Below are 11,986 nucleotides of genomic sequence, written 5' to 3' on the forward strand. Positions count from 1 at the left end.
GACATCATGCGCCTGATCGCTGCCATCGTCGCGCTGACCCTGATCGCGATCGGGGCGGGCGCGCTTGCGGGCCTGCAACTGTTCGCGGCCGCCCAACGAGTCGCCGACGCCAAGAAGAATGCGACGCCGCCGCCGATCGCGTCGAGCTACGCCGGCAGTGCGCGGCTTCGAAAGCTGTCGCCGATCGTGACCAATCTCGCGGCGCCGACCAACAACTGGGCCCGTGTCGAGGCCTCCATGGTGACCGACAGCATGAGCGATGAAGACGCCGGCATCCTGGCTGCTCATATCAGCGAAGACATCGTCACCTATCTGCGGTCCGCGTCGGTGACCCAATTCGAGGGATCGCGCGGGCTCCAGCATCTGCGTGACGACCTGTCGGAACGCGCCAACATCCGCTCGTCCGGCAAGGTCCGCGAATTGATCATTGAGACGTTGGTGATCCAGTGAAATTGAGAGTCCTGCTGCTCGCGTTGTTGCTGGTCGTGCTGCCCGAGGTGGCATTCGCCCAGATCCCCGACCTGAATTCGCTGCTGCCGCCGGGCAACGGCTCGACCAGTGGCCGCATCATCCAGCTGGTCGCGCTGTTGACGGTGCTCTCGGTCGCGCCGGGGCTGCTCATCATGATGACGAGCTTCACGCGATTTGCAGTCGCGCTGTCGTTCCTTCGCGCCGGCCTCGGCCTCCAGACGACGCCCCCGAACCTCGTCCTGATCAGCCTCGCGCTGTTCATGACCTTCTACGTCATGGCGCCCACCTTCGACCGCGCCTGGGAGACCGGCGTCCAGCCGTTGATGAAGAACGAGATCTCGGAAGAGGAGGCCTATCTGAGGATCAGCGATCCGTTCCGCGAGTTCATGCTGGCTCACGTCCGGGAGAAAGACCTCCAGACGTTCGAATCGCTCGCCGCGGAAAGCTTTCGCAAGAAGTTCGAGGACAAGCGCATCGATATGCGCGTCATCATCCCGGCCTTCATGATCTCCGAGCTCCGTCGCTCGTTCGAGATCGGATTCCTCATCATTCTGCCGTTCCTCGTCATCGACATGATCGTGGCGACGCTGACCATGTCGATGGGCATGATGATGATGCCGCCGACGATCCTCGCGCTGCCGTTCAAGATGCTGTTCTTCGTGCTGATCGACGGCTGGAACTTGCTCGCCTCCGGGCTGGTCCGCTCGTTCTCCTGAAAGAGCCCGGCTCTGACCACGCGATATGGTTAGCGGATCGTAACCGCGACACCCTCGCTACAGCGACGAAATTCAAGCCGATCTTAATCCGGAGGCAAGATTCGGCGTGCTAGCAATGCGTCACGGCGGGTTGGACCCCACCCACATCAGTCCAAAGGCATGATGCCGCCCCTCCGTACCGGTGAAAGTCCGGTATGTCCCCTCATGAAAATGTAACGCGTACATAAAGGGACATTCGCAATGTCAAGCCTGCTCACGAACTCGACTGCCATGACCGCGCTCCAGACCCTGCGGTCTGTCAGCTCGCAGCTCGCCACCACGCAGAACCGCATCTCCACCGGTCAGCGCGTCGCTACCGCGTCGGACAACGCCGCCTACTGGTCGATCGCGACCTCGATGCGCGCCGACAACGCCGCGCTCTCCGCCGTCTCCGACTCGCTCGGTCTGTCGGCTGCGACCGTCGACACCGAATATACCGCGCTCAACTCGGTTCTCGGCAGCGACGGCAACTCCGGCCTGACCAAGCTCCAGTCGCTGCTGGTCGAAGCCAAGACCGCCGGTATCGACCGCACCAAGATCCAGTCGGAAGTCACCCAGATCCAGCAGGACATGAAGAACACCGCCAACTCGGCGACCTTCAACGGCGTGAACTGGCTGAGCACGACCACGGCCACGCCGACCACGGTGAACCTGGTGTCGTCCTACTCGCGTGTCGGCGCCACCCCCACCACCAACTCGATCGCGGTGACCGTCGCCAACTACTCGCTCTACACCAGCTCCACGAGCGGTATCCTGGACACGCCGACCTCCGGTGTGTCGATCGACAACATGAACATCGGCACGTTGACCGATTCGTCGGCCGACCAGACCACGCTCGATGGTTACATCGCGCAGGTCACCGCGGCGATCAATTCGGTCTCTTCCGGCGCCGCCGATCTCGGTGCCATCAAGAACCGCATCTCGAACAACTCGGACTTCGTGAAGTCGCTGATGGATTCGGTGACCCGCGGTATCGGCCAGCTCGTCGACGCCGACATGAACGCGGAATCGACCCGCCTGGCGGCTCTCCAGACCCAGCAGCAGCTCGGCGTTCAGGCGCTCTCGATCGCTAACAACAGCAGCCAGAGCATCCTGTCGCTGTTCCGCTAAGCCTCGGACCACAAGCAAGGAGGGCCGCGCTTCTCGCGAAGCGCGGCCCCTTCATTTTGACGCGGCTCTGGTCGCGCCATGACCTCAATGAGACCGGCTGTGTAGCGGCGGGGTCACAGAGCCACAAGCCTCGCACAAGCTTCGGTCGTTAACCTCGCCGCTACGACAGATTGGGCCCTTCACCCGCTATCCCGCGGCCCAAAGGCATGACGCCGCCCTGCCGTACCGGTGCAAGCCCGGTATGTCCCCAAACTCAATCAATCTCCAAAGGGACATCAAAGATGGCTTCCAGCCTGCTTACCAACTCGTCTGCCATGACCGCGCTCCAGACCCTGCGGTCTATCAGCATGCAACTCTCCACCACGCAAAACCGCATCTCGACCGGCGAGCGCGTCGCGACCGCTTCGGACAATTCGGCCTATTGGTCGATTGCCACCTCGATGCGCGCCGACAACGCCGCGCTCTCCGCCGTCTCCGACTCGCTCGGTCTGTCGGCCGCGACCGTCGACACCGAATATACCGCGCTGACGGCGACCCTCGGCAGCGACGGCAATTCGGGCCTGACCAAGCTCCAGGCGCTGCTGGTCGAATCCAAGACTGCCGGTATCGACCGCACCAAGATCCAGGCTGAAATCACCCAGATCCAGCAGGACATGAAGAACACCGCCAACTCGGCGACCTTCAACGGTGTGAACTGGTTGAGCACCACCACCGCCACGCCGACCACGGTCAATCTCGTGTCGTCGTTCTCGCGCGTCGGCGGCACGCCCACGATCAACACGATCCAGGTCACCGTTGCCAACTACTCGCTCTACACCAGCACCACGACGGGCATCCTGGACACGCCGACCTCCGGTGTGTCGATCGACAACATGAACATCGGCACGCTGACTGATTCGTCGGCCGACCAGACCACGATCGACGGCTACATCACGCAGGTGACGACCGCGATCAACACGGTCAGCCAGTCGGCTGCCAACCTCGGCGCCATCAAGAACCGCATCTCGAACAACTCTGACTTCGTGAAGTCGCTGATGGACTCGGTGACCCGCGGTATCGGCCAGCTTGTCGACGCCGACATGAACGCGGAGTCCACTCGTCTGTCCGCCCTCCAGACCCAGCAGCAGCTCGGCGTTCAGGCGCTCTCGATCGCCAACCAGAACAGCCAGAGCATCCTGTCGCTGTTCCGCTAATCGGCGGCTTCGAAAACGACCGTGCTCCCTCAGGGAGCACGGTCCCCGCCGTGAACGGCGGGCCCGCGTGACACGTTACGTGTCGCCATTGTTGCTCCAGTAACCGGATGTGCCGGCCTGCCATGACGGCGGGCTTCGCGCGACATGTCGTCGATTGCAGATCCCAGTCCGCGATCACGTTCGGCGCTGCTCGCTCGTCCGCTTCCCATCTCATGCAAAATAGCAACGCCCCGTGCGCGAACTGACGCGACCGTGTTCCGCCGCAACCTTCAGACAAGGTTCGCAGCGGAGTGTCCTCATCGTTCGCATTGGTACGAGGTCACATGCTCAGTCGCGCGCAGCTACAGCAGCTGCTCAACAATCTGCTGGAACTTGGGCCGCGACGTCTGATGGCCTTGGGTCTGATTGGCTTCGCCGTCCTCGTCACCGTCGTCGGTGGTGCCTATTATCTGAGCCGGCCCGAATTCGAAACCCTCTATACCGGCCTCACCCGTGAAGACGTGACGCGCATCGGTGCGGCGCTGCGTGAGCAGAACATCACCTTCGACGTCAACGCGGCAGGCGATGCCGTTTCGGTGCGGCCGAGCCAGACCATGCAGGCGCGGATGCTGCTGGCCGAGAAGGGACTGCCGACCAGCGCCAATTCCGGCTACGAGCTGTTCGATAAGATCGGATCGCTCGGACTGACCTCGTTCATGCAGGAGGTCACGAAGCTTCGCGCGCTCGAGGGCGAGATCGCGCGCACCGTTCAATTGATGAAGGGCGTCAAGGCCGCGCGGGTGCACATCGTGATGCCGGTGCGCGGCTCGTTCCGCGCCACGCAGCAGCCGCCGTCGGCCTCCGTGGTGCTGCGTACCGATGGCGCGCTCGAGGCGCGCACGGCGCAATCGATCCGCCATCTCGTCGCCGCCGCCATTCCCGGCATGACGCGAGACAAGGTGACGGTGCTGGACGCCGATGGCTCGATGCTGCTGGCCGAAGAAGACGAGGCCAGTGCCGCGCCGACCAAGATGGCAAGCCTCCAGAAGACGGTCGGCGGGATGGTGCAGGAGAACATTCGCAAGGCGCTGACGCCTTATCTGGGGCTCGACAATTTCGAGGTCAGTGTCGCGCCGCAGCTGTCAACCGACAAGCGGCAGATCAACGAGACGGTCTACGATCCGGAGACCCGCGCCGAGCGCTCGGTCCGCAACGTCCGCGAAAACGAGAAGTCGCAGAACGCGGACCGCTCGACGCCGACCACGGTGCAGCAGAACCTTCCGGACCAGCAGGTGAACGCCGGCGGCGGCAAGAATTCAAGCGAGGACAAGACCCGCCGCGAGGACGTCACCAATTTCGAGGTCTCCTCCAAGACGACGACCACGGTGAGCGACGGCTATTCGGTCAAGAAGCTTTTCATTGCCGTGCTGGTCAATCGCGCGCGGCTGGTTGCCGATCTCGGCGACAAGAGTAACCAGGCCATCATCGACAGCAAGCTCGCCGAGATCAGCCAGCTCGCGGCGACCGCCGGCGGGCTGGACAAGACGCGCGGCGACCAGATCCAGGTGACGGCCGTCGATTTCGTCGAGGGCTCGCGCGAGCTCGCGCCGGTGCCGCCGATCAGCTTCGTCGAAATGATCAACAAGCAGCTGGGCAGCGTTATCAACGCGGTGACGATCCTGGCTGTCGCCTCGATGCTGGTCTGGTTCGGCTTGCGACCCGCGGTCAACGGCATCCTCACCCATCGCGCGCAGCAGGAGCAGACCGAGGCGGCCGAGGCCGCCGAGCTCGAAGCTGCCACCGCCCTTGCATTGGCCGAGAGCCAGGACCCCGAACTCAACCTGGTCGAAGACCTCGAAGGCAAGATGCAGCGTACGCCGCAGAAGCGGCTTGAGCAGATCGTTCGACTCGACCAGATGCAGGCGGCCGCAATCCTCAAGGATTGGATGCGGCGTGAGGAGGCGGCATGAACGCGGCAATCGGAAAGCTTCTCACCCAGTTCGACGCGAATGGCCGGGCCAAGTCGCCTCCGCCTCCGCCGCCCAAGGCTCAGGAGCAGCTGGGGCGGCCGAAGGAGGTCCGGCGCGAGCCTCAGGCGCAGCCTCAGCGTCAGCCCGAGCCGCAGCTTCAGGCCCCGAAGGCGGAAGCCGCGCCGGTCAATCTCCTCGATGACGCCTATCGGCGCGGCTATACCGCAGGGCTGGCGGAAGGCGATGCCAAGCTCGCGGAAGAGCGTGTCCGCAGCGCGATCCGGCTCGGCGAGGAGCGGGCCAAATGGTCGGACCAGCAGGCGGTCGCGATCGTCAACGGTTTCGCGACAGCCTGCCGCGAGATCGAGAGCAACATCGCAAGCTCGGTTGCACGGATCCTGCTGCCGTTCCTCGCAGACGCAGTCCGCGACAAGGCGATCGGAGCATTGGTCGAGCAAATCGGCGCGTTGACTTCCAATTCACCGGTGCCGGTGTTTCGCGTCACCGGACCGAGCGATCTCATCGACCTGGTCAAGGCGCAGCTCGATGCGACCAACCGCACCGGGATCGAATACCAGGCCTCCGACACCGTCGAGGTTCGCGTCCTCGCCGATCAGACCACGATCGAGACGCAGATATCGACCTGGATCGATCGCCTGAAAGAGGCGCGCCGGTAGCTGCGCCATGGAGGAAGTCAAGCACGAGCTCGTCATCATCCGTCGGCGGAGCGCATTCGAGGACGAGAAGGCGCACGGCGGCGTCTGGAAGATCGCCTATGCGGACTTCATGACGGCGATGATGGCGTTCTTCCTGGTTATGTGGCTGTTAAATGCACTCAACCAGGACCAGAAGCAGGTCGTCGCGAGCTACTTCAATCCGATCAAGCTTGCCGAGAACGCACCCGCGCCCAAGGGGCTCAAGGATCTCACCAAGAAGGAGCCGACGACGTTCGAAGGCCAGGACGGCAAGCGTCAGCCGGCCGGGCCGAACGAGGAACGCCGCGGCGATTCGCCAACCGCCGAGAAGCCGCCATTCTTCGAAGAGAAGGTTCTGTTCCGCGATCCCTATGCCACGCTCGCCGAGATCGCGGCCAGCGCAAACCAGGCCTCGGGCCAGCGGCGCGCCGGCGCCTTGACGTCGGCGGAGGAAGACGGCCTCAAGGGCGGCGACGCTTATCGCGATCCGTTCGATCCCGGCTACTGGAAGCTCGCCCCGGAAGCTTCCAAGGAAGCGGACCGGATCATGGAGGGCGAACCGAAGCCGAATGCGTCCGCGCGCGATAGCGCAGCCGGAACAAATCAGGGCGAGCCGCGTCGCGGCAAGACGGATGATGCCGGAGGCAGCGTGGCTTCCAACGCGGACGCATCGTCCGCAAGCCAGTCGCCGCTGTTGCCGCCGGGACCGCCGCCGTCGTCGCCTGCGCGCGACGGCAGCGTTCAGCCGAACACGCAAGCCAACTTTCAGGCCAACGCCGCGTCACCGACGCGTCCCGCTGACGCTCCGAAGGAATCCCAGCCGCGCGACGCAGCCCAGACGCAACAACCGACCGTCAAGCAGCTTCAATCGGCGATTGCCGATGCGCTGTCGGATATCAAGGCCGGTGCCGGTCCGGTGGCCGAGGTCCGCCAGGTCGACGAAGGCCTTCTCGTCAGCCTGACGGACGATGCAAGCTTTGGCATGTTCGCGGTCGGCTCGGCCGAGCCGCGCCCCGAGCTCATTCGCGTCATCGACAAGATCGGCCCGCTGCTGACGAAGCGTCCGGGCACGATCATCGTTCGTGGCCATACCGATAACCGGCCCTACAAGTCGGACACCTACGACAATTGGCGGTTGTCCACGGCGCGTGCACAGATGGCCTATTACATGCTTGTCCGCTCCGGCGTCGATGCGCAGCGGATCGAGCATGTCGAGGGCTATGCCGACCGGCGGCCAAAACTGCCGAGCGATCCCGCGGCTGCGCAGAACCGCCGCATCGAGATCCTGATCCGGGAGAAGCGCCCTTGATCCGGCCGCTGCTCCGGGCCGCGCTGCTGATATTGCCGTTCGCGGTGGCAGGCGCTTCTGCCGAACCGGCGCAATCGTCCGCCGATCCGTATGAGCTGGTGCGCTCGTTACAGGCCGTGCAGGACGGCATCGCCAAGGGCGATACCGCGGCGCATGGCAGTCACATCGCGCTGATCCGGCAGATCGGCGAGAAATTTCTCGCCGCCGATCCCTCCGTGTGGAGCAATCCGCAGAACGGCCAGGCCGTCGTCATCTATCTGCTCAGCGGCGGTGCGCCGCAGATCGTCCGCAGGCTGCCGCGCGACAAGATGAATGTCGACGCAAAGCTGTTCGACGGCGCGCTCGCCTATGTCGAGGGCCGCCAGGATGATGCGCGCGAGCTGCTCAAGGACATCAAGCCGCGCGCGATCTCGTCCGGCATGGGCGGACAGGTCGCGCTTGTGCAGGGCGCACTGTTTGCACGTTCGGAAGCCTCGCTCGCGATCGAGCGTCTCGACGACGCGCGCCTGCTTCTGCCCGGCACTCTGGTGGAGGAAGCGGCGTTGCGGCGTGAGATCCTGCTGGTGGGGCAGGCGGAGGATTTCGACAAGTTCGAGTTCCTGACGCTGGCCTATATCCGCCACTATCGCAACTCCATCTATGCCGGCGATTTCTGGCAGCGCTTCTCCACTGGGCTGACGCAATCGAGCCTCGCGTTGGACGATCGTCGCTTCGCAAGGATCACGGTTCTGCTGGAGCAGATCGATCGCGGCAGCCGCCTCAAGCTCTATCTGGTGATCGCGCGCGCCGCGCTGATACGCGGCCGGCTCGCCGTGACGCGACTCGCAGCCGAGCGGGCTTTGACGCTCAGCGCGGACATCACGGCGGAGCGCGAGCGCGCGCGTTTCTTGCGCGGCGCCTCACGCGCGCTCACCGACGAGTATGACGGTGGGCTCGCCGAGCTGAAGGCGCTCGACAGGTCGAAGCTGCCGGAGCGCGATGTCCTGCTCCTGAATGCGACTCTCCAGCTCGCGCTCGATGTCCGAAAACCGATCGCGGGGCCGCCGACGATCGTCGCAGCCGACAAGCCTCCGCCCACGCCGGCGCGTCTCGATCTCGCGTCGTCGACCGCGGCGCTCGCACGCGCGCAGACGCAGCTTGGCGAGCTGGAGCTCCTCACCAAGGATCGCCGCCCATGACCAAACTTAGCGGAACCTCCTCCGGACAGTCCTTCGCAGGCCTCGCCGAAACCCTCACGCGCGGAGTCTCCCGTCCGGCGAAGGGTACCGGAGCTGCCAGCGCCACGACGGCGGACGATTCCTCGTTTCACGATCTGCTCAACACCGTCTCGAACATGGCGAAGCGGGCGTTGAACGATCAGGGCACCGATGCGACGGCAAAGGCCGGTACAATGCGCCCGCGCGTGGCGCAATTGACCGATCGCGACACGTCGAAGGATGAAACCGTGCATGAGCGCACCGAGGCGGCCGATGACGCCAAATCATCGGACAAGTCGCCGGACAGTCCGATTGACAAGGCGGCAACGGCAGACGTGCCGAGCCGCTTGAACGTAACAACGATCGTCGGGCAGGAGCTCGCCGCGCTGCCGGCGTTGAGGCCGCAACCGCAATCGCCGTCAGGCAGCAACAACGAGGAGCCTGGACGCGACGGGCGATCGTCTGCGCCGAGGCGCGAGGTCCGGAGCACATCGGCGGAGCAGGCAGCCGCTGCGGATGTCGTTCGATCCGCCGCAGCTCCAACCGCGGTCGCCTCGTTCGCTGCCGCCCCGTCCCCTGCGGCGCCTTCCGGAGCACGTTCGCCGGCCACGGCCTTGCAGGCAATGGCGGATCCGCAGGCCGCAGCGACTTCGCAGCCGGGAAGCGAGGCTCCGTCGAAAGCAATGCCTGCCACGTCCGGCTACGAAGCCGTTACGGCGAACGTGGAGCGGGCCGCAAAATCGTCGTCGCGCGACGCCTTGCCTGAAGCGACCAAGGTTACCGTGGTCCAGCAGGAGACGCATCTGCCGCCCGTGCCGCAGTTCAGCGCGACCCAGCAGGTCGCAAACGCGGTAGTGACAGAGCTGAACGGTTCGCCAGCGACAGCGTCATCGGCTGCGGCCGATCTCGCGGCGTCGCAGAGCAGTGCGCCGGACCAGCCGCTCAAGATTCTGACCATCAATCTCGAGCCGCCGGCGCTCGGCAATGTCACGGTGCGCCTTCGCCTCGTCGGCACCGAGGTGTCGGTCCAGCTTGCCGCCGAACGCAAGGACACCAGCCAGATGCTGGACCAGCAGCGCGACCAGATCCGCGACCTCATGCAGTCGGCGGGCTATGTCGCCGACGTCGCGCCGGTGCAGCACGGCGCGCTGGATGGATTCCAGGCCGGCTCCGGCCAGTCGCAGCCGCAGCTCTCGGGCCAGCAACAGCAATCACCGCAATCGCAAGGCGCGTTCGGCGGCGCGGGCTCGTCGTCCGGTCAATCGGACAGCGGAGCGAGGCAGGCCCGGCAGGACCAGCAGCCAAACCAGGAGGCACGCCATGACCAGGACGTGGCGCCGCAGACTCGTCGCGGCCCTGTTTATCTGTAATGCCGGGGCCGCAGAGGCGGCCGCCGACTCGTCGCGCGCCTGCGAGCGCGAGATGGCGCGCGCCTCCCAGCAACACGGGATTCCGCTCGGCATTCTCTATGCCGTCGGCCTGACCGAGACCGGGCGCCGCGGCGCGCTCTATCCCTATGCTCTCGGCGCGGAGGGGCAGACCGTGTTCGCCAGGGATACGGACGACGCCATGGCGAATTTCGAGGCGATGCGAGCCAGAGGCATCAAGCTGATCGATCTCGGCTGCATGCAGATCAACCATTACTATCACGGCGACAAATTCGCCTCGGTGCGGGCGATGTTCGACCCGGCCAAGAACGTCGACTATGCCGCGCGCTTTCTCAAGGAGCTGAAGCAGCGCGAAGGCAGCTGGACCATGGCGGTGGCGCGCTACAACGCCGGCCCCAACAATCAGCCGGCGCAGAAGCGCTACGTCTGTCACATCGTCGCTCACCTGGTGTCCAGCGGCTTCGGCGCGTGGACCGACAAGGCGCGCTCCTTCTGTCAGCCCAAGATGAGCTGAGAGAGATGACCCGACATGACGAACCGAAGAGGCGACATGAAGTTGTGAATCGTCGACGATCATCAGCCCCGCGCAAGCAAGACCCCTCATTGTCAATGCAACCTACCTAAGGAGCCCAATCCATGAGCCTGTTCGGAGTTATGCGCACCGGCGTTTCCGGAATGTCTGCACAGTCCAACAAGCTGTCGACGGTTTCGGACAACATCGCGAACGTCAACACGACCGGGTACAAGCGGGCTTCGACCGAGTTCTCCTCGCTGATCCTGAAGAGCGGTTCGGGCAACTACGATTCCGGTGCCGTCGAGACGACCGTTCGCTACGCCATCTCCGATGCCGGCAATCTCCAGTTCACGACCTCGACCACGGACCTCGCGGTTCAGGGCAACGGCTTCTTCGTCGTGCAGGACCCGCAGGGCAACAACTTCCTGACCCGCGCCGGTTCGTTCGTGCCTGACAGCACGGGCAACCTGGTGAATGCGGCGGGCTTTCAGTTGATGGGCTACAACATCCAGAACGGTGCCGCGCCCGTCGTTGCCGCCAACGGCTTCGGCAATCTGCAGGTCATCAACGTCAATCAGATGGGGCTCCAGGCCTCGCCTTCGACCAAGGCGACCGTGGCGGCCAATCTGGATCCGAGTGCCGCGATTGTCGCCACGCCGGCGGCTGCGGCTGGTCCAGGCAACTACACCTCGAAGACGTCGATGGTGACCTACGACAATATCGGCAACGCCGTGACCCTCGACGTCTACGCCGCAAAGACCGCCGCCAACACCTGGGACATCGAAGTCTACAATGGTGCAACTGCGCTGACGACCGGTCCTTCGGCCGCGACCACGTTCACCTTCGACGTCACGGCCGTCGGTAAGGGTGCGCTGGCCACGACCAGCCCGACGTCGCTTGCCTTCAACATTCCCGGCGGCTCGGCCTTCACGATGGACATGTCTGCGATGACGCAGGTCGCCTCGGCCTTCGACTTCAAGGCGACGGTCGACGGCAATGCGCCGTCAGCCGTCGAGAAGGTGAACATCGACAAGAACGGCGTGGTCACCGCCGTCCTGGAGAACGGAACGCAGCTGCCGAGCTACCAGATCGCGCTCGCCACCGTGCCGAGCCCGGATCATCTGACGCCCGAAGTCGGCAACGTCTATTCGACGAACCTGGATTCGGGAACCGTGCAGGTCGACGTCGCTGGCAAGAACGGTCTCGGGACCATCCAGTCGGGCGCGCTGGAGGATTCCAACGTCGATCTCGCGGACGAGCTGACCTCGATGATCGAGTCGCAGCGCAGCTTCACCGCGAACTCGAAGGCGTTCCAGACCGGCGCCGACCTGCTCGACGTCGTCGTTAACCTGAAGCGCTGAATCCGCAAGCGCCGATCCCGGGCAAGAGAACGTTCAAGAGCACGC

The 11,986-nt window shown here is 64.5% G+C and carries 11 protein-coding genes; all 11 read left to right on the plus strand.

Annotation, left to right across the window (positions count from 1 at the left end; translation table 11 throughout):
- The first annotated feature begins 6 nt into the window (after positions 1-6).
- The 11 genes from IC761_RS07520 (at position 7) to IC761_RS07570 (ending at position 11,941) form a co-directional block, all read left to right on the plus strand.
- The gene (locus IC761_RS07520; protein ID WP_195802630.1) at positions 7-450 is read left to right on the plus strand and encodes a flagellar basal body-associated FliL family protein; all 444 of its coding nucleotides are present in this window, start codon (positions 7-9) and stop codon (positions 448-450) included.
- Entirely contained in the window at positions 447-1,187 is a 741-nt protein-coding gene (gene fliP, locus IC761_RS07525) for a flagellar type III secretion system pore protein FliP (protein WP_195802631.1), read from the plus strand. Before IC761_RS07520 ends, fliP begins: the two co-directional genes overlap by 4 nt.
- 240 nt (positions 1,188-1,427) lie before the next feature.
- Complete coding sequence (locus IC761_RS07530; protein ID WP_195802632.1) at positions 1,428-2,336, plus strand: flagellin N-terminal helical domain-containing protein; 909 nt, start codon at positions 1,428-1,430, stop codon at positions 2,334-2,336.
- Positions 2,337-2,617: 281 nt separating this feature from the next.
- Positions 2,618-3,529, plus strand: a complete 912-nt coding sequence (locus IC761_RS07535) for a flagellin N-terminal helical domain-containing protein (protein ID WP_195802633.1) — start codon at positions 2,618-2,620, stop codon at positions 3,527-3,529.
- 323 nt (positions 3,530-3,852) lie between these two features.
- Positions 3,853-5,478, plus strand: a complete 1,626-nt coding sequence (fliF, locus tag IC761_RS07540) for a flagellar basal-body MS-ring/collar protein FliF (RefSeq protein ID WP_195802634.1) — start codon at positions 3,853-3,855, stop codon at positions 5,476-5,478.
- Positions 5,475-6,155, plus strand: a complete 681-nt coding sequence (locus IC761_RS07545; protein WP_195802635.1) for a hypothetical protein — start codon at positions 5,475-5,477, stop codon at positions 6,153-6,155. The genes fliF and IC761_RS07545 overlap by 4 nt, the downstream gene beginning before the upstream one ends.
- 7 nt (positions 6,156-6,162) lie before the next feature.
- Positions 6,163-7,482, plus strand: coding sequence for a MotB family protein (locus IC761_RS07550; protein WP_195802636.1), 1,320 nt, complete (start codon positions 6,163-6,165; stop codon positions 7,480-7,482).
- Positions 7,479-8,660 carry a chemotaxis protein gene (locus IC761_RS07555; RefSeq protein WP_195802637.1) on the plus strand — a complete coding sequence of 394 codons (1,182 nt, stop codon included), beginning with the start codon at positions 7,479-7,481 and terminating at the stop codon, positions 8,658-8,660. Before IC761_RS07550 ends, IC761_RS07555 begins: the two co-directional genes overlap by 4 nt.
- On the plus strand, positions 8,657-10,048 hold the full coding sequence (gene fliK / locus IC761_RS07560; protein WP_195802638.1) for a flagellar hook-length control protein FliK: 1,392 nt from the start codon (positions 8,657-8,659) through the stop codon (positions 10,046-10,048). Before IC761_RS07555 ends, fliK begins: the two co-directional genes overlap by 4 nt.
- Positions 9,999-10,580, plus strand: coding sequence for a transglycosylase SLT domain-containing protein (locus IC761_RS07565; protein WP_195802639.1), 582 nt, complete (start codon positions 9,999-10,001; stop codon positions 10,578-10,580). The genes fliK and IC761_RS07565 overlap by 50 nt, the downstream gene beginning before the upstream one ends.
- Positions 10,581-10,702: 122 nt before the next feature.
- Complete coding sequence (locus IC761_RS07570) at positions 10,703-11,941, plus strand: flagellar hook protein FlgE (RefSeq protein ID WP_195802640.1); 1,239 nt, start codon at positions 10,703-10,705, stop codon at positions 11,939-11,941.
- The last annotated feature ends 45 nt before the right edge of the window (positions 11,942-11,986 follow it).

The sequence above is a fragment of the Bradyrhizobium commune genome, assembly GCF_015624505.1.
In the GTDB taxonomy this organism is placed as follows: domain Bacteria; phylum Pseudomonadota; class Alphaproteobacteria; order Rhizobiales; family Xanthobacteraceae; genus Bradyrhizobium; species Bradyrhizobium commune.

Bases quoted from the DNA above. Each gene is read 5' to 3' on its own strand.
- IC761_RS07570 (WP_195802640.1), top strand. From the start codon at position 10,703: ATGAGCCTGTTCGGAGTTATGCGCACCGGCGTTTCCGGAATGTCTGCA.
- IC761_RS07565 (WP_195802639.1), top strand. From the start codon at position 9,999: ATGACCAGGACGTGGCGCCGCAGACTCGTCGCGGCCCTGTTTATCTGT.
- IC761_RS07545 (WP_195802635.1), top strand. From the start codon at position 5,475: ATGAACGCGGCAATCGGAAAGCTTCTCACCCAGTTCGACGCGAATGGC.
- IC761_RS07550 (WP_195802636.1), top strand. From the start codon at position 6,163: ATGGAGGAAGTCAAGCACGAGCTCGTCATCATCCGTCGGCGGAGCGCA.
- IC761_RS07535 (WP_195802633.1), top strand. From the start codon at position 2,618: ATGGCTTCCAGCCTGCTTACCAACTCGTCTGCCATGACCGCGCTCCAG.
- IC761_RS07530 (WP_195802632.1), top strand. From the start codon at position 1,428: ATGTCAAGCCTGCTCACGAACTCGACTGCCATGACCGCGCTCCAGACC.
- IC761_RS07520 (WP_195802630.1), top strand. From the start codon at position 7: ATGCGCCTGATCGCTGCCATCGTCGCGCTGACCCTGATCGCGATCGGG.
- fliF (WP_195802634.1), top strand. From the start codon at position 3,853: ATGCTCAGTCGCGCGCAGCTACAGCAGCTGCTCAACAATCTGCTGGAA.
- fliK (WP_195802638.1), top strand. From the start codon at position 8,657: ATGACCAAACTTAGCGGAACCTCCTCCGGACAGTCCTTCGCAGGCCTC.